This window comes from Gluconacetobacter sp., from assembly GCF_047721585.1.
In the GTDB taxonomy this organism is placed as follows: Bacteria; Pseudomonadota; Alphaproteobacteria; order Acetobacterales; family Acetobacteraceae; genus Gluconacetobacter; species Gluconacetobacter dulcium.
In genome coordinates this window covers 1-16,967 of record NZ_JBDNXE010000094.1, presented here as the reverse complement: position 1 = coordinate 16,967, position 16,967 = coordinate 1, and the positions used below count along the sequence as shown (strand labels likewise).

At 61.2% G+C, this 16,967-nt stretch carries 15 protein-coding genes and 1 tRNA gene; 8 read left to right on the top strand and 8 right to left on the bottom strand.

Annotated elements, in window-relative coordinates; translation table 11 throughout:
• The 3 genes from ABF821_RS15195 to ABF821_RS15185 form a co-directional block, all read right to left on the bottom strand.
• Positions 1-77 (bottom strand) — tRNA-Pro (locus ABF821_RS15195).
• 76 nt (positions 78-153) lie between these two features.
• The gene (gpt, locus tag ABF821_RS15190) at positions 154-636 is read right to left on the bottom strand and encodes a xanthine phosphoribosyltransferase (RefSeq protein ID WP_415530606.1); all 483 of its coding nucleotides are present in this window, start codon (positions 634-636) and stop codon (positions 154-156) included.
• Complete coding sequence (locus tag ABF821_RS15185) at positions 636-1,001, bottom strand: tRNA-binding protein (RefSeq protein ID WP_114726440.1); 366 nt, start codon at positions 999-1,001, stop codon at positions 636-638. The genes gpt and ABF821_RS15185 overlap by 1 nt, the downstream gene beginning before the upstream one ends.
• A gap of 134 nt (positions 1,002-1,135) precedes the next feature.
• On the opposite strand from ABF821_RS15185, the gene ABF821_RS15180 reads away from it, so the two are divergent.
• From ABF821_RS15180 to ABF821_RS15155, 6 genes are all read left to right on the top strand, one after another.
• Entirely contained in the window at positions 1,136-2,416 is a 1,281-nt protein-coding gene (locus ABF821_RS15180) for an MFS transporter (protein ID WP_415530605.1), read from the top strand.
• 93 nt (positions 2,417-2,509) lie between these two features.
• Complete coding sequence (locus tag ABF821_RS15175) at positions 2,510-3,727, top strand: sensor domain-containing diguanylate cyclase (protein ID WP_183008861.1); 1,218 nt, start codon at positions 2,510-2,512, stop codon at positions 3,725-3,727.
• Between the two features lie 300 nt (positions 3,728-4,027).
• A complete protein-coding gene (locus ABF821_RS15170) occupies positions 4,028-4,948 on the top strand; it encodes a glycosyltransferase family 2 protein (RefSeq protein ID WP_415530604.1) in 921 nt (306 codons plus the stop codon).
• Positions 4,945-6,168: a glycosyltransferase family 4 protein gene (locus tag ABF821_RS15165; protein WP_415530603.1), complete on the top strand. Its 1,224-nt coding sequence runs from the start codon at positions 4,945-4,947 to the stop codon at positions 6,166-6,168. The genes ABF821_RS15170 and ABF821_RS15165 overlap by 4 nt, the downstream gene beginning before the upstream one ends.
• A 5-nt stretch (positions 6,169-6,173) precedes the next feature.
• Complete coding sequence (locus ABF821_RS15160; protein WP_182972259.1) at positions 6,174-7,112, top strand: NAD-dependent epimerase/dehydratase family protein; 939 nt, start codon at positions 6,174-6,176, stop codon at positions 7,110-7,112.
• A 283-nt stretch (positions 7,113-7,395) separates the two neighbouring features.
• Positions 7,396-9,882, top strand: coding sequence for an FkbM family methyltransferase (locus ABF821_RS15155; protein ID WP_415530602.1), 2,487 nt, complete (start codon positions 7,396-7,398; stop codon positions 9,880-9,882).
• A 33-nt stretch (positions 9,883-9,915) separates the two neighbouring features.
• On the opposite strand, the gene ABF821_RS15150 is transcribed toward ABF821_RS15155, so the two are convergent.
• The 4 genes from ABF821_RS15150 to ABF821_RS15135 all read right to left on the bottom strand — a co-directional run bounded on the left by ABF821_RS15150 (position 9,916) and on the right by ABF821_RS15135 (position 14,677).
• Complete coding sequence (locus ABF821_RS15150) at positions 9,916-11,784, bottom strand: glycosyltransferase family 2 protein (protein WP_415530600.1); 1,869 nt, start codon at positions 11,782-11,784, stop codon at positions 9,916-9,918.
• Positions 11,785-11,887: 103 nt separating this feature from the next.
• A complete protein-coding gene (locus ABF821_RS15145) occupies positions 11,888-12,667 on the bottom strand; it encodes an ABC transporter ATP-binding protein (RefSeq protein WP_182972256.1) in 780 nt (259 codons plus the stop codon).
• A gap of 5 nt (positions 12,668-12,672) precedes the next feature.
• On the bottom strand, positions 12,673-13,449 hold the full coding sequence (locus ABF821_RS15140; RefSeq protein ID WP_415530599.1) for an ABC transporter permease: 777 nt from the start codon (positions 13,447-13,449) through the stop codon (positions 12,673-12,675).
• Between the two features lie 262 nt (positions 13,450-13,711).
• On the bottom strand, positions 13,712-14,677 hold the full coding sequence (locus tag ABF821_RS15135) for a glycosyltransferase (protein ID WP_415530608.1): 966 nt from the start codon (positions 14,675-14,677) through the stop codon (positions 13,712-13,714).
• A gap of 190 nt (positions 14,678-14,867) precedes the next feature.
• Here ABF821_RS15135 and ABF821_RS15130 point away from each other — a divergent pair, with 190 nt between their 5' ends.
• On the top strand, positions 14,868-15,119 hold the full coding sequence (locus ABF821_RS15130) for a hypothetical protein (protein ID WP_182972254.1): 252 nt from the start codon (positions 14,868-14,870) through the stop codon (positions 15,117-15,119).
• 58 nt (positions 15,120-15,177) lie between these two features.
• On the top strand, positions 15,178-15,351 hold the full coding sequence (locus ABF821_RS15125; protein WP_114726676.1) for a DUF1328 domain-containing protein: 174 nt from the start codon (positions 15,178-15,180) through the stop codon (positions 15,349-15,351).
• Between the two features lie 64 nt (positions 15,352-15,415).
• Here ABF821_RS15125 and ABF821_RS15120 read toward each other — a convergent pair whose 3' ends face one another.
• Entirely contained in the window at positions 15,416-16,915 is a 1,500-nt protein-coding gene (locus tag ABF821_RS15120; RefSeq protein ID WP_415530607.1) for an efflux transporter outer membrane subunit, read from the bottom strand.
• Positions 16,916-16,967: the final 52 nt, after the last annotated feature.

Genomic DNA, 16,967 nt, shown 5'->3' with positions numbered 1-16,967 from the left:
TGGTCGGGGCGCCCGGACTCGAACCGGGGGCCTCGTGTACCCAAAACACGCGCGCTACCAGGCTGCGCCACGCCCCGAACCTGGGGGGAAGCTATGAGTCCTTGAGGGCGCTGACAAGCGCCCCACGAAATTTTTCCTATGGCCGCATGCGGATCAGCCAGTCGTGTTGCCCTTGCGTGCCAGGGGGGGGATGAACAGGGGCGCGGTATCCCATGGGAACAGGACCCAGGTCTCCTGCGGTACTTCGACCACGAACAGATCGGTCAGCGGCTTGCCGGACGGCTTGGCGTACAAGCATGCGAACAGCGCCTTGGGCAGGAGCTGGCGTACGATCTGGGCGGTGACGCCGGAATCGACCAGGTCGTCGATGATCAGGAATCCTTCGCCGTCACCGGCGGCCACGGGCGACTTCAGTACCGTGGGGAGGCCCTGCTCTTCCTCGTCATAGGTCACGACCGAGATCGTTTCGATCAGCCGGCAGTCGATTTCCCGCGCGATGATGGCTGCTGGGATCAGGCCGCCACGGGTGACGGCCACGATTCCTTTGAAAGGGCCGCGGGGGATGAGGATTTCGGCCAGTTGGCGGGCATCGCGATGAAGCTGGTCCCACGTTACGGTTGCATAGTTGGTGGCCATCAGAACAGCTTTCCTCCATCTGGCACGGTCAGGTCGGGTCTGATCAGGACGACGTCGCCCTTCGTGTCGGGCATGCCCAGGGTCAGGACTTCACTCAGGAACGGGCCGATCTGGCGCGCCGGGAAGTTGACCACGGCGCAGACCTGCCGTCCGATCAATGTATCGGGCGTGTAATGGACGGTGATCTGGGCCGACGAGCGCTTCACGCCGATCTGCGGCCCGAAATCGATCCATAACTGATAGGCCGGCTTGCGGGCTGCGGGAAAGGGGCGGGCCTCCACGATGGTGCCTACGCGGATGTCGAGGCGTGCGAAGGTCTCGAAATCCGTGGGGGGAAGCGGCGCGGATGGGACGGTCTCTGTCATGGAACGGTTTTGCCCGTGCGGCGGCGGATTTGCAAACCACCTGCGGCCGTAGATGTCTGATGATCGGGGTGTGATGGCACGCACGAGAGACAGTGGATGGTAAAAATCCGTCATCGGGCTATTGTTCGTCCACCATGCCAGATCACTCGGACCGGGCGGACGAATCGCGGGCGCCATCCGCCGCCCCCATGCAACCGCCGGCGCGCCTGTTCAGCCATCGGGGTTTCGCCGTTTTTCTGACGGCCCGGACCCTGTCCTCGTTCTCTTCGCAGGTTCAGGCCGTGGCGGTCGGATGGCAGATCTACATGTTGACCCATAGCGCGAGTGCGCTGGGTTGGGTCGGTCTGGCGCAGTTTTTGCCGATGTTCTGCTTTACTCTGGTCGCCGGGCATGTTGCCGACCATTTCGACCGACGCTTCATTACCGCGACCTGCCAGATGCTCGAAGCCTGCGGGGCGTTCATCATGGCGATCGGGTCGTTCGGCGGCTGGCTGACGCCTGGCATGATCTACGGCATGGTCGCGCTGTTCGGAACCGCCCGGGCGTTCGAGATGCCAAGCCAGCAGACGTTCCTGCCGGCGCTGGTGCCTCCGGCACTGTTTGCGCGCGCGGCCGCGCTGTCGTCTTCGTTGTTTCAGGTGGCGTCGATCATGGGGCCATCGGTGGGCGGTCTGTTGTACGGTGTTGGGGCAGGGATCTGCTACGGCGTCTGCATGGTCGGGTTCGGGCTGGCGTCGTTGGCGACGCTTGGTATGCGGCTGGAGGCACCGACACGGGTGCGGCGGCCCATGACGTTGGAAACGGTCTTGGGAGGGCTTCATTTCATCCGGGCTCATCCTGAGATGATGGGGGCGATCTCGCTCGACCTGTTCGCGGTATTGCTGGGTGGCGCGACCGCTATGCTGCCGCTCTACGCCGATTCCATTCTGCACGCCGGGCCGACCGGATTGGGTATCCTGCGGATGGCGCCGGCGCTTGGGGCGCTGCTGGTCGCCCTGATCTTTGCACGCTGGCCGTTGAAGCGCCGGGCAGGCGAGGCGATGTTCGCTGCCGTCGCCGTTTTCGGTGTCGCGACGATCGGGTTTGGTCTGTCCCGTTCGCTGGTGGTGTCGGTGGTGGCCCTGGCAGTGCTGGGAGGGGCGGACGTGATCAGCGTGGTGGTTCGTGGCGCGCTGGTGCAATTGCGCACGCCTGACGAAATGCGGGGCCGGGTTTCGGCGGTGAACATGCTGTTCATCGGGTCGTCGAACCAGTTGGGCGAGTTCGAGAGCGGCATGCTGGCCAGCCTGATCGGTCCGGTGGAGGCCGTGGTGCTGGGCGGTGTCGGCACGATTGCGGTCACGCTGCTGTGGATGAGGCTATTCCCCGGCCTGCGGCGGCTGGACCGGCTGGACGATATCCGTCCGGCGGGATGAGCCGGCAAGGCGCCGGCCATCGGACATCATATAGAAGGAGCGGGCGGATCTGGGTATGGTGGCGTTTCGAATGGATCAGGATAGCCGTTCTTCATGCCCGTCTCCACGCTTCCGACCGGTCCATCCATCGCGCTTGTCTGTCTGCTGATCGGGTTTCTCTGCCAGGTTGCCCGTCACTATCGGCGGGACCCGGCGCTGCTTCTGGTTGAGATGGGGACGTTCGCCGCGGGGGTTGGCATTCCGCTGGTGGTGATGCGTCCGGCGGTTCCGGATTTTATCGCCATTTCGTTCGGGAACGGAGCCCTGATGTTCGCCCTGGCCATGTTCTGGCAGGCCGTGGCGCAACTTAATGGCAAGTCTGTCTCGCGCTGCGGACTTGCTGCCCCGGTTCTGATCTGGCTGACTTTTTGCGCGTTGCCGCAATTCCGGCATTCGCTTGGCGTGCGTGTGGAAATCGCTATGGTGATGGCGATCACGCTGGTGGTGCTGGCGCTCCGACAACTGATCCGGCTTCCGCGCGAAACCCGCTCGCATCAGATGCTGATCATTGTATCGGGGTTGCATGTTCTGAGCTGTGTTGCTCGGGGGCTTCTGGTGGCGTTGCCGTCGCTGGCGCTTTGGGTGCCCCTCATGATGGCGACCATTCCTTTCGAGATGCTGACCTATGTGGTTCTTTGGCCCGGCCTGATGCTGACCCTGGTTGCTGAACGGGCGGTTCTCGAGGCGCGGGCGGCGGCCCTGCGGGATGACATGACCGGCTTGCTGAACCGGCGGGGGTTCTGGCAGATGGCGGAACATGTGCCGCAGCGGGGCATGCTGCTGTTCGATATCGATCATTTCAAGCGTATCAACGATACGTTCGGTCATGCGACAGGTGATTCTGTGATCAGGCATTTCGGCACCGTGGCGACGGCGGTCATGGATCGCGAGGCCGTTTTCGGGCGGATCGGCGGCGAGGAGTTCGCGGCGGCGGTCAGTGGCCTGTCCGAGGATCAGTTGGGCATGCTGGCCGAGCGGGTACGCTTGGCCTTCGAGAGGACGCCCCTGTCCGATGACCTGCTGGCGACGGTCAGCGTCGGCTATGCCTGTGCCACGGTTCCCGACCGGTCGCTCGGTGAACAGATGGCGCTGGCGGATGCGGCTCTCTATCGCGCCAAGCAGCAGGGGCGTAATCGCGTGGAAGAGGCGGTTGCAGAGGGCAATTCCACCGTTTTCATGCCTGTCCGGGTTTGTCGCAGGACCATCGAAGCCGGGGAAAGCCTATCCGCGGACCTGGATTCGGTGGCTGCCGCTCCGAACGGCCAGGCCTGACCTCCTGCATCCAGACTCGCATCCGGACCTTACCGGCACCATGTACGTGGGCGGCGTGGTCGCTGCGCGCGGTACGGGGACGGGGGCATCGCCCCGGTAAAAATTTTCATGAGATGTGTGATGAAGTGGATCGTCTGCGGCACATAAGCGTTTCATATCCCCAGAGCGGAAATGATTGGTCTTTCGTGGAGTGAGGAATGATCTGCCAGTGTCTCGGAACCTGGCCGGGAATGCTTGTTATTGGTAATTCGGAAGTATTTAGAAATAAAAAGATAATCAGATATCTTCCAGGAGGGGAATTTGTTATCGGAAAGAGAAAATGAGGGGAGGGTTTCTGTCGTTGTTCCCTTGTACAATCATGCTTCATACATTGTGGGTGCGCTTCAGAGCGTGATTGACCAAGGAAACATTGTTAAAGAAGTTATTGTTATTGATGACGGGTCGAAAGATGACTCGCTGCGCATCGCGCGGCAATTTGCGATCGGCAACCCCCGGATCCGGATATCCAGCCAGAACAATTCCGGTGCGGCCGTAACCCTGAACCGGGGGGTGCAGATGGCAAGCGCCGAGTTTGTGGCCATTCTGAATTCGGATGATGTCTGGGCACCGGGTCGGCTGGATCGCCTTGTCCGGGCACTGGACCTGGATGTGGGGTTGGATCTTGCGGCCAGCGGCCTCTCGTTCATCAATGATGACAGTGTCGAGATTCGCAACGCCTGGTATGAAAAGGTGCGGGATAGATTCATCGAGCGCCGAGATCTTGGTCTGGCGCTGATGGATGCCAATATTCTGATGACGACATCGAATTTCGTCATCAGGCGTCGTGTGTTCGATGAACTGGGCGGCTTCGCGGACCTCAGATACGCTCATGATCTGGATTTCGGTCTGCGGCTAACGCTTAACGGTCGTCGGATCGGTTTCATCGACCGGGCGCTCATGGCCTATCGGGTGCATGAAACCAACACGATCAAGGAAAACCATGCCAGCGTCCGTGTCGACTGGGCTATGGTGGCGTCATTCTTTCTTTGGAGCCTGTTGCGCAACGGGTCGCGGAATGTTGAACGAATCCAGCTGGCTTGGCAGATTCTGGAGACGCACAATCTGACTCGGGCGGCGCGTGAATGCCTTCGCTATTTCGATGCTCATCCCTCCGCCTCGCTGGCCACCAGTGACCTGCTTGCCGATTCGGTCACGAAATCGAAGCTGCTGTTGGCGGTATGATGAAAATTCTCTTTGTCAGTAATCTTTTCCCCCCGAACCAGATCGGGGGCTACGAAGTCCTCTGCGCCCGCGTAGCCGGTTTGATGGCGCGGCTTGGGCACGAGGTGCATATTCTGACGAGCTGCTATGGCGGCAGGCTACCCGTCTCTGATGAAATGCCTGTCAGTCAGGGGCTGCGGTTGCTCTGTGGCGACACTATCTATCACGCTTTTGCCAAAGGGGATCTGCGTCGTCAGGTTATCTCCGACGACAATGCGATCGTGACCCAGGAAATGGTTGAACGGCTGCGCCCCGATGTTGTGTTTGCCTGGAATCTCTACGGTCTTCATAGAGAGTATTTCCATGTGATCGAACGTCTCGGTGTGCCGGTTGTCTGCATGCTGACCGACAACTGGCTTGCCGAGATGATGGCGCGGGATTTCATAGGCACCTATTTCCAGCGTCAGGTTTATGGTGACAGGCCGGGTGGCGGTCTGGTTCCGGTCGAGCCCGTTCACAAGTTGAAGGTTTCGGCGATTTTTGGCGCTCGCTCGATGCAGGATCTTTATACCGCCGCCGGACTTGGCTTTCGGGACGCGACAGTCATTCATAACGGCGTCGACCTGACGGCGCCGCTCGCCCGTGAACGCAAGCCCCGCCGGGAGTGTGGCGACAATCCGATCCGGTTGCTATTCGCCGGCCGCCTTGTCCGGCTGAAGGGGGTGCATACCGCGATCGAAGCCCTGGCCGAACTCGATCGGCGTTCAGTCTCCGGGCAGCGATCCTTTGTCCTGAACATCGTCGGGGACGCGACGGATGAGGCTTACTTTGCCCAATTGACATCCCTGATCGCGAAACTGGGACTGGCGGAACGGGTCGTATTCCTGCCGCCGGTTGCCGAGGCCGAGCTTCCCGACCTGTTCGACCGGCATGATGTCTACGTGTTTCCCTCGCTCTACGAACCGTTCTCGTTGACGCTTATCCATGCCATGGCGTCGGGGATTCCGACCGTGGCGTCCGCTGTCGGGGGGAATGTCGAGATCGTGGAGGATAAGGAGACCGGACTGCTTTTCGCGCCGGGAGACGCCAGCGATCTGGCCGCCAAGATTACATTGCTGGCGGATGACGGCGAATTGCGCGAACGGATATCTCGGGCGGGGAGGGACGTGGCGGCGCAATTCACCGTGGCACGGATGGTCGGCCAGATGGAGGATTATCTTATCAGGCAGAGTCAGGGATGAGGGCCGTGACGTTGGCCGGTCGGAGTTGCCTGGTTCTGGGTGCCGGCGGATTCATCGGTCAGGCGCTTTCCGACAGGCTGGTGGCGGAAGGGGCATTGGCCCGTGCGTACGGGCGGCGGCCACGCTTACGCGATCCCGATCCGCGCTTCGACTGGTGGGGGCACGATTTTTCCGACGATCTTGCCCTGGCCCGTGCCGTTGATGGCTGCGATTATGTCTTTCACCTGATTGGCGGAACCCTGCCTGAAAGCGCGAACAGGAATCCCGAAGCCGAGATCCTGGGCAGCGTCAATCGCACGATCCATCTGCTCGATCTGTGCCGGATGTCGGGTGTTCGCAAGGTGGTGTTCGCGTCTTCGGGTGGTACCGTCTATGGTATTCCGAAATCCATTCCGATCGGCGAGACCATGGAGACCTTTCCGATCTCGGCTTACGGCATCGCCAAGCTGACCATCGAGAAATTTCTTTATCTTTACAAATATCTTCACGGCCTGGAGTCCGTTGCTCTGCGGATTGCCAATCCATTTGGTCCCTATCAGGACCCTGGCAGGCGACAGGGGATTATCGCCGCTGCGATCGCGAGCATCTTCGCGGGCAGGCCGATCGAGATCTGGGGCGACGGAACGGTCATTCGCGATTTCATCTATATCGACGACGTGATATCGGCCTTTATTGCCGCCGCGGATTACGATGGGCCGACTGGTATTTTCAATATCGGATCTGGGATCGGCCGAAGCGTCAACGAAATCGTCGCCTCCGTTGGGCAGGCGATTGGTGTGGACGCGCCCCATAGGATCTATCGGCAGGGGCGTCCGAGCGACGTGCCGGTCAATGTGCTGGATATCGCCCTTGCCCGTCAGGAACTGGCATGGGCGCCGACGGCCGATTGGGCAGAGTCGCTCCGTAGTACGGCCGAGTGGCTGAAGACCTCGCAGACGGTGTGACCGTCGATTTGTCGTTCATTGAGGAATGATAGCTGTCGTGCCCGATATGAATCAGATTGAGACGATTTTTCAAGCCCTGCTTGGCCGGGCGCCGCTTCCGCATGAGGTGCGGGCCTATGAAGAGTTGCAAGACTCTCCGCGGGCGCTCGGTCTTCGACTGATAACATCGCAGGAATTTCGCAGGAGAGCGTTTCTGGGCGAGTTCCCCGCGGGGAGCACGCAATGGGTCTGTGCGGAGATCCGCGACGGACTCAGGCTCTGGGTTGACCTGATGGATGCAGGCGTGTCCGCTGGGGCTATTGGCGATAACTGGGAGCCGGCGGAGACCAGTTTCATCCTCTCGATTCTGCATAAGGGTGGAACATTCGTCGATATCGGCGCGCATATCGGCTGGTTTACGGTATTGGGCGCCCATAAGGTCGGACCGGACGGTCGGGTTTATGCTTTCGAGCCGCGTCCTGCGATTTTCGAGCGCCTGCGTGCATCTGTCGAAGCGAACGGCTTTCAGGATCGCTGTGTCCTGCATTGTGCGGCATTGTCGGACAATGCCGGCACTGTCAGCATGGCGACGTTCAGCCGTGAGCGCAATTCGGGCCACGCTGTCATGGTCTCCGGCGCGGTCCCTGAAGATGCCAGTCTGGTTGAAGATATTCCGGCCATCGTTCTCGATGGCCTGGTGTGGGATCGGCGGATCGACCTGATCAAGATTGATGTCGAAGGCGCCGAAGCGCTGGCGCTGCGGGGTGGGCGCGCATTGCTCATGCGTGACCGGCCCATCATCGTCAGTGAATTCTTTCCCGCCTGGCTGAGACAGGTCAGTTCCGTTTCCCCGGATAATTTCATGGCCTTCCTGAAAGAGCTTGGATATCGCGTGTTCGAACTGACATCGCAGGGGATTGGCCGCGAGATTCATGCGCTGGAAAGGAGTCGCGCTTTTGGCGAAGATGATTTCACCAATATCCTCGCGCTTACCGATGCGCATATCGATCAGTATCTGCTCCGTCCGCTCGACGGGAGTGTGAGGGCGTACGAAACCACGTTTGAACATTTGCAGGCCGAGCGCGACGTAAAAAAAATGACGCATGAAGAGGAACTGGCGTGCGAGCGCGAACAACTGGCGCGCCTGCGCGAACAGAGGGAACTGCACGAGGCGGCCCTCGACCGTCTTCGGACGGAATTGGACGCGGAGAAGGCCGTGCAGGCGCAGCAGGCCGAGCAACTGGCTCGGAGCGCCGCGGATCTTCAGGAGTTGCAAAGTCGGGCAGATAATCGGATCTTGCATATCTCGCAAGAAAATAGCGCTCTGATTGCCAAGGTTCATGTCCTGCAAGAGCAGCGGAGCAATTTGATTGCGCAGAATGAAGCCTTGCAGGCGAGCAATATCTGGCGGGCCTGCACGGTGTTGATACGGCTGGCCCGGCGGATTCCGGCGCCGTTGCGCAAGTTGATGGTTCGGAGCACGAAGTTCGGTTGGTGGACGGTGACGGGGCAGTTGCCCCGGCGCAGGCGGGAGTGGCGGCAGGCCCGGCAAAGGCGCAGTTTGGCGGCCGTAGGATCTCAGATAGTGCTTCCGGCCCCCGTCGAGGATCCAGCTGCGGAACTGGCCAGATGGGCGGGGCGGCGGGGGCCGGTGGCTCTGATCGTGGATGATCGGTGGCCGGAGCCGGATCGGGATTCCGGTTCGGTGGATGCGGTCAATCTGGTACGGAACCTGATCTCGATGGGGTTCGATGTTGCCTATGCGGTGGCGAGCGATCTGGTCCAGGATAGGCGGTATCGCGACGGGCTGGTTGCCATGGGAGTCAGGGTGCTGCCGCAGAATGGCTTGGCCCATGTCCGGAAATATATCGAGGATAATCGGGATATCTTCACGCTGGTCATCCTCACGCGGGTAACCTGGGGGGGCGTACTGTTCGAGCTTGTTCGTTATAATTGTCCTGACGCCAAGATCATCTTCAATACCGTCGACCTGCATTTTCTGCGCGAGCAGCGGGTGGCGCGATTGAGTGGAAGCGATGAAGCCATCGAAGCGGCGAACCGTACGCGGGACCGCGAGGAATGGCTGGTCGGGCATGCCGATCTGACAATCGTCGTGTCGGAGACCGAGCGGGAAATTCTCTCCGCATCCGTTCCGCGCGCGCCGGTCCTGCATCAGCCTCTGGTCCGCGATGTCATCCCGCCGACGGCGCCGTTTTCGGCCCGCAAGGGAATCGGATTCGTGGGAGGGTTCGCTCATCAGCCGAACCTGGATGCCGTTCGCTGGTTCCTGACCGACATCTGGCCCCTTGTCCGTCAGAGATGCCCGGACCTGACCTTTTCGATCGTGGGCACCAATCTTCCGGACGGTATTGCCAAAGCGGAAGAGGGGGTGACCTATCTCGGGCCGGTTGCTGACCTGCATGCATGGTTCGAGACCTTACGCGCGTCCGTGGCGCCGTTGCGTGTCGGTGCCGGTGCCAAAGGCAAGGTCGCATCCAGCCTGGCGAGCGGTTTGCCCTGCGTGTTGTCGGCCGTTGCTGCGGAAGGCATGAATCTGGTTGACGGGGAGAATGTCCTGATCGCGGATACGCCCGAGATGTTTGCCGACAGGATCTGCGCGCTGACCTCCGACGACGTTCTATGGCAGAGGATTTCGGCCGGTGCGCTTGCCCTGGCGCGGCAGCAATTCTCTCATGAAGCCGCCCAGCACGGGCTTCATGCCGCGTTGATCAAAATGGGGGTGCCGGTGCCAAGGGCGCTTCCATCGGCGGAAGCCGTGGGATCGCATTGACATGTACCGGATTCGACCGCTCTGCTGCCCGACTTAGCCGGGCTTGCGATAGCGTCGTTCGCGCCGGGGAGGGGAGGCTAGGGTGCAGTCCGGGTTCTCCAGCGTGTAATTCGGATTGTAATACGGATCATTCAACAGATCGTCGCGCCAGTGCGTGATCATGAAGTCTGTCTCGCGCCGGAACCGCTCCGCTTTTTCGCCGAACCTATCCTGCCCCCGCGACGCGCTTTCATGATGATAGAGTTCTGCGAATGGCGTGCAGACGATACGCAGCCCCAGTTTCCGGATCTTTAAGCATAAATCGACGTCGTTGAAGGCGACGGCCAGATTGGCTTCGTCCATTCCGCCCACCTGTTGCCAGACATCGCGTCGCAATGCGAGACAGGCGGCTGTGACCGCGCCGGCGCTGCGCAGCAGCCCCAGGGTGCCGAATGGTCCGGGATCTTCGCGCCGTGCGCCGACCAGAAGATGGCCACCGACGCCGCCAATGCCGAGCAGGGTTCCTCCATGCTGCAATCGGCCGTTCGGATAAAGGAGCCGGCAGCCGACGGCACCGATGTCGGGCCTGAGTGCATGCGAGACCATCTCACGCAGCCAGATGCTGTCGATGACTTCGATATCATTGTTGAGCAACAGCAGGATTTCGCCGCGTGCCTCGGCAGCGGCCTGATTGGTGATCCGCGCGAAATTGAACGGGCCGGGCATATCGAGTACCCGTACGCGCGGGTCGGACTCGGCGGCCCGCAGGAGGGCAAGAGCATCAGGCTCCGTGCTGCCATTATCGGCGACCAGCACTTCGAGGGCCGGATAATCTGTCCGATTCAGAAGACCCTCCAGGCAGACCCGCAACAGGTTCGCCCGGTTGCGGGTTGGGATCAGGACCGACACTAGCGGTGCGGGTTCGGGCACTGGAAAGACGATCCGGTGATGGGACCCGGCCGCCGGCAGAAGCGTCACTTCGATTCCGCGCGCCGCCAGGTGTTCGGTGACAGCCTGACCTGTTAAGGCGGCGTGGTGCCTCATTGTGCTCTGGGAAACCGGTTGCCTGTCCGCAGGCTGGTGCTGATGATACAGGACGCGCGCAATATGACGCACGGCCGTTGGACCGCAGGCGGCGGTTGCGCGTAGAGCCAGATCATGGTCCTGGACGCCTTCGAACCCTTCGCGGAATCCGCCGATGGACAGGAGGAGGTCCCGCCGGTAGGCCGTGAGATGATTCAGCAGATTTTGTCCCAGGAGCAGGTCGGGATCGAAATCCGGCTTGAAGTAGGGCGTGTTGCGATTGCCCTGCGCGTCGATTCTGTCCTCGTCGGTATAGATGACCCGTGCTTCGGGATGATCGAGGATTTCGGCGGCCAGTTCGTACAGGGCGTCGGGCGGTAGCAGGTCGCCAGGTTCCAGGAAGGTCACCCATTCGCCCTGAGCCTGGCGCAGGGCGCCATTGGATACGGCTGAAATGCCGCCCTGCGTCGGGCAGGCGATGACACGCATCCGGGGATCGGCGGATGCGGCCCCCGGGCGCCTTGATGCCGCATGGGTGCCGCCCGACCCATCGGTCAGGCAGAGTTCCCAGTTTTCATAGATCTGGGCCTGGAGCGAGGCGATCGTCGCGCGCAGCGCGGCCTCGGGCGCCTGATGGGGCGCCATGACGACCGACAGCAGCGGCTGGCGTGGGAAGCGTGCGATATCGTCGCGAATGGCGGCGTCGTCCGCCTGGGTGATCGTTTCGTACCGGACCATCCAGCTTTGATACTCGTCGCGTGAAATATAGCGCGACCGGAAGGGAATGATCGACGGCATGACAAGGTGCGCGGCAGGACGCAGCATACGTTTTACCGCTGGGTGCTTCCGAACGAAGCGATGCGCCGCGCCCATGACCTGATAGAGCTTTTCGACTGCCATTCTGCGGAGTGCTGGGGTTACTCGTCCGGTAAGCAGGGGCATGGCGTGGCTTTTCCTATGCGGCCAGATAAGATGCGGGACAGGCCGTCGGTTCGAGGATGTCCTACGGACCCGCGCCGACCTTCGCCAGTTCCCTGAATGCCGCAGGCGGAAGGTATTGTTCGAGAATGCTCATTGGGTCACCGTCTCCCCTGATCTGACCGTTCTCGATCCAGAGCAGGCGATTGCACCATTCGATCAGGATCGAAGGGGAGTGGCTGGCCAGCACCAAGATGTCGGCGTGGCGGACCATGCCTTCCACTCTTTTCTTGGCCTTCTCCATGAAAACGGCGTCTCCGGCGAGTATCCACTCATCCATCAGCAGGATTTCGGGCGGGAAGGCGGTGGCCATCGCGAATGCCAGTCGAATCGTCATGCCGGAGGAATAGTTGCGTACCGGAAGATCGAGAAAATGTCCGAGTTCGGAAAAATCTTCCACATCCTTGACGAGTTCCATCGTCTGGGAAACGGACAGGCCGAGATAGAGGCCGCGCAGGCGGATATTCTCCCGGCCGGTGAGTTGGTGGTTCATGCCCTGTCCGGGGTCCAGCAGGGCCGTCAGGCGCCCGTCCGCCGACAGGACCCCCCCCGTTGGTTGGTATATCCCCGAAAGAACGCGCAGGAGGGTTGTCTTTCCCGATCCGTTCGAACCGATCAGTCCGAGACGATCGCCAGAATTCAGGGAAAAGGAGATATTCTGAAGCGCCTGGACCACGGGACGATTGTTGGTGTCTCGGCCGAAGCGTGCCGATGCTTGCCCGAGAATGGTCTTCTTCAGCGAGCGGCTGTCGCTGTGATAAAGCGGAAAATCAATCGAGATGTCGGATGCGGTGAGATTTGCCATTGTGTTCAGACCCAGAAGGCGATCCGGCCGCGCGTTCGCGCGAAAGCGATCCATGAGAAAAGGATAAGGATACTGGAAATGATCAGCGCGTAGATCCAGGTTTCGGCCGGCAATGGCGTGCCCAGGAGAGGAGCCCTGAGAATTTCAAGGAGGTAATAGAACGGGTTGAAGCGGATCAGAAAAAGTGCCTCGCGGTGGCCGTTGAGGATATTCGCGTTCCACATGACCGGCGTTATGAAAAAAGCGATCTGCATGATTGCCGAGATGATCTGCGGCACGTCACGGAAGCGGGCGCACAGGGCGCCGAACAGGAGCGAGAACGCGAATCCATCGACAAGCCACAGGCCGAATGCCGGTAGCGCCATGAAGGAAAACAGGGATTGGTGCACGCCCATGATCGCGAAAACCGCAATGACGATCACGATATTATGGGCAAGAATCATTGTGTTGCGCATAAGGCTGCGTGCCGCGTGAACGGTGAAGGGCATGCGCATGCCCTTGATGACGGAGTCGGACTGAATGAAACAGCCGCAGCCGTCGGTGACCAGTGCGTTCAGATAGTTCCAGGCGATGAGGGAGAGGGACAGGAAGGGAAGATAGGTATGGATGTCGGTGTGGAAAAGATCGGCATAGATGAAGGCCATGGCCCCCACCTGCACGCCCATCGAAATGGTCAGCCAGAATGGTCCGAGTGCGGAACCGCGATATCGGAGTTTGATATCGAGAAAACCGAGGACCGCGATGAGTCTCCACAGATGGACCCCTTCGCGCAGATCAGCCAATGCCAGTTGGAACCGTTGTTTCCATCCGCGATCCGCTGACAGAATAAAATGGGCCGGTTTTCGAAAAGCTCCGTCTTGCGGCATCGTAGAGCGTGCTTTGGTCATGAGAATGGAGCCTTTGATACCCTTATATCTGCCTGGAACCTGGGCAAAAACGCGTGCGAAGGGTGATCCGGCACGCATTTGCGGTCAGGTTCCAGTGGGGTGACCATACGCGGATCGAACGTCGAGAGGCAAACCGGCGCAGATGGGCGATCCGGGTTCATCCCAACACGAACCAGAGGCGGAAAATCATCTGCTCGGCACGGGTGCTGCGTCGCATCTCGGGCATCCTTCGCAGAAGCCGCCAGCGGGCGACGCAGCCAGCCGGGCCGGGGATATCCAATGCCTGGCGGAGTCTGCCCAGGCGTGCGACCGCCGGTTCCGTCAACAGGTCCCCGTGGCGGAGAAGCTGCGTGACGTTGGCGCGGAAGGTGGACATGAACAGAGCCGGTCCTCGTCGAAGGGCGGCCCGTGCTCGCGCCGCGAAATGCGCGGGTGCGCCCACCACGTTGCTCTGGTGCTGGCGGTAATAGAGAGTGGGCTGGTTGTCCGTCACGACATGGCCGCCCGCACCGCTGACCAGAAGATAGCTCCACCAGTCATGCAGCGTTCCCGCCGGCGGCGGCATGGCGGCCTGCACCAGTCGGATCGCGGCGGGTGAGAGCATGATGGTGCAGCCGGTGGCGATGTTCTGGGTCAAGGCCATGGGAAAAGTGGGCTCGGGCGGCAATGCGGGCGAAAGGCCGAGACGGGCGAGCGCCGAATCCGTGAGCATCTGGCGGGAGCAATACAGGGCTGGCTCGTTGGTCGTGTGGAACGGCGCCAAGGCATTTACCGCGCGTTCCAACTTGTCTGGAAACCAGACATCGTCCTGGTCGCAGAAAGCTGCCAGGTGACCGTCTGGCACATGACTCAGCAGCAGGCTGAACGATCCGGCTACGCCGAGGCGCTCCAGGCTCCGGGTGACCTGGACGCAGCGCCCGGTGGGCAGGTTGTCGGCGAAGCGCCGCACGATCTGCGCGCTGTGATCGGTCGATCCGTCATCCCGCCAGACAAGTTGCCACGCCGCATGGGTCTGCTGTCCCAACGACTGGAGCAGGGCATCGAGAAAGGCGGCGCCGTTATGGACCGATAGCAGGATGCACACCGGCATGACGTTGCGCGCGGGAAGGCGGTCGGAACTCATCACGCGGAAAGATCCCATGCTGGAACGTTGGTTCAGGGGCGGCTGGGAATCTGGTCGACAGCCTGTGGAGGGTGCCTTCCCACCAAGGCTTGTCGTGCCGAGAAAGGGAGTGGCTACGATTTGAAAACGATGCCTGCGTCCCTCATATACCCTATGTCGCTATGTTTATTAAGAAGATTGGGGCGCCATCATGACGGACGGACAGTTTGAAACGAAGCTGGAAGAAGGGGTCGGTCGGCTTCAGGACGGGCTTGGCGGGTTGCTGGGTGATCCCGTGCTTCAGATGAAGGGCAAAGGACGCGTGCTGTGTGCCAAGGCCCGTTCAGCCGGTCTTATGGCCGGAGATGCCGTGCGCGACCTGACGGTGGATCAACCGCTGGTAGCTGTGGTGACGGCCGGTTTGGCCGGGTTTGTCCTGGCCATGACGTGGGTGCGGCGCTGAGGAACCGCCGGCCCGACCCGGCGTTCGTCATGCAAGGATTATGGATGGAGCGTGGATGATGTTGAAGTTGGCCCTCTTTTTTCTGGTGATTTCGATCATCGCCGGCCTGTTCGGGTTTACCGGAATTTCCGCTGCATCCGCTGGTGTCGCGAAGATCCTGTTCTTCCTCTTTATTCTTGCCTTCGTCGTCTTTCTGCTGATCGCGTTGCTGACAGCCAAAACGATCTTGTGACGACGCATTCCGGGCCGCACTGCGGCCCGGAATGTTGTCTTGGGGCTTGCAGGGCGGATGTGCCCTATTGATTCTTGTCTTTCTGGATGAAGGACGGAAGGAGTGGATTGTCGGTCTGGAGCGACGCCTTCGACGGCAGGCGTGCGGCATTCCATCCCCCTCCCAGGGCCTGCACCAGGGCTACGCTGTCGACCATGCGCTGCTGCTGGATGGAGAGGGTCGTTTCCGCGATCCCCAGAGCCGTGGTCACGTTGGTGATGACGGTGGTGTAGATCTGCGTTCCGGCTTCATACTGGTTCATCGAGACCTGGACGGCCTTGTTGGCGTAATCCAGCGCGACCTGCTGCTGTGCGGCCTGCTGGGCGAGGATACGCAGGTTAGACAATTGGTCTTCGGTGCCCTGCAAGGCCGTCAGCACGGTCTGGCGATAGGTGGCTACGGCGCTGTCATACTGGGCGTCGGCCGAGTGGACGGCCGCCGTGCGCGACCCGCCGCTGAACAGGGTCTCGGTTGCCGATGCACCCAGCGACCAGACGCGGTTGGCAACGCTCATCAACGAGGTCACCGGATCGCCGCCGCTCTGCGAATAGCTGGCATTGATGGTGACGTTGGGGAAGAAGGCCGCAATTGCGGCGCCGATCTGGGCGTTGTACTGCTCCATAGCGCGCTCGGCGGCGGCGATGTCGGGGCGGCGTTGCAGCAGGTCGGCGGGAACGCCGACCGGAATCGGCGGAATGGCGCGGCTCAGAGCGCCCGGCGTGATCGTCAGTTCGGCGGGCGAACGGCCGGCCAGCACGGCGATGGCATGTTCGTACTGGGCGCGGGCAACGCCGGCTTGGATCAGCGATGCGCGGTTCTGCTCCAACTGGGTGCGGGCCTGCATGACCGCCGTGGGGTCGGCGATGCCGGCATCGTACTGATTCTGGGCGATTTCCAGCGCCCGGGTGTTGAAGGCGACATAGCGGCGCAGCAGGTCCTGCAGCGAATCCTGGTAGCGCAGGTTGAAATAGGCCGTCGCGAGTTGTGCCTGGTAGGAAAGGGTGGCGTTGGCCAGATCGGCGGCGCTGGCCTGCGCTGCCGTTACCTGACTCTGGATATTGCGGCGGATCTTGCCCCATAGATCCAGGTCCCAACTGGCGCTGGGGCCGATATTGTAGGAATTGTACTGCGTGCCGGAATTGGCATAGGAACTGCCCGACGAGGACAGGGACGAGCCGCCATGGGCATTGCGGTTGAAGCCGATGCTGCCGCTGATGGTGGGGAACAGCTGCGCGCGCACACTGTTGATGGTGGCCCGGGCCTGACGGTAATTCGCCTCGTACATCCTGACGTTCTGGTTCGAGATCGCGACCCGCGATTCCAGATCGTTCAGGATCGGGTCGTTATAGATCGTCCACCATGCATCCTTGGGCAGTTCCGCCATGGCGGGTTGCGCCTTCACCCATCCGGGTGCCGGCACCAGTTCCTTGAAGCGGGCCGAAACCGGTGCGGTCGGGCGATGATAGGACGGGCCGACCATGCAGCCGGTCAGCACCAGTGGCGACAGGGCGGCGCCCAGCAGCAGGGCACGCCGACGCGGCGCGCGTGCGCCGGGGCGGGGTTTCGGCCTCGGGCGG

What these genes read in the sequence shown, in the direction of transcription:
- gpt (WP_415530606.1), bottom strand. Translation starts at nt 636, where the DNA reads ATGGCCACCAACTATGCAACCGTAACGTGGGACCAGCTTCATCGCGAT.
- ABF821_RS15185 (WP_114726440.1), bottom strand. Translation starts at nt 1,001, where the DNA reads ATGACAGAGACCGTCCCATCCGCGCCGCTTCCCCCCACGGATTTCGAG.
- ABF821_RS15180 (WP_415530605.1), top strand. Translation starts at nt 1,136, where the DNA reads ATGCCAGATCACTCGGACCGGGCGGACGAATCGCGGGCGCCATCCGCC.
- ABF821_RS15175 (WP_183008861.1), top strand. Translation starts at nt 2,510, where the DNA reads ATGCCCGTCTCCACGCTTCCGACCGGTCCATCCATCGCGCTTGTCTGT.
- ABF821_RS15165 (WP_415530603.1), top strand. Translation starts at nt 4,945, where the DNA reads ATGATGAAAATTCTCTTTGTCAGTAATCTTTTCCCCCCGAACCAGATC.
- ABF821_RS15150 (WP_415530600.1), bottom strand. Translation starts at nt 11,784, where the DNA reads ATGGCAGTCGAAAAGCTCTATCAGGTCATGGGCGCGGCGCATCGCTTC.
- ABF821_RS15145 (WP_182972256.1), bottom strand. Translation starts at nt 12,667, where the DNA reads ATGGCAAATCTCACCGCATCCGACATCTCGATTGATTTTCCGCTTTAT.
- ABF821_RS15135 (WP_415530608.1), bottom strand. Translation starts at nt 14,677, where the DNA reads ATGAGTTCCGACCGCCTTCCCGCGCGCAACGTCATGCCGGTGTGCATC.
- ABF821_RS15130 (WP_182972254.1), top strand. Translation starts at nt 14,868, where the DNA reads ATGACGGACGGACAGTTTGAAACGAAGCTGGAAGAAGGGGTCGGTCGG.
- ABF821_RS15125 (WP_114726676.1), top strand. Translation starts at nt 15,178, where the DNA reads ATGTTGAAGTTGGCCCTCTTTTTTCTGGTGATTTCGATCATCGCCGGC.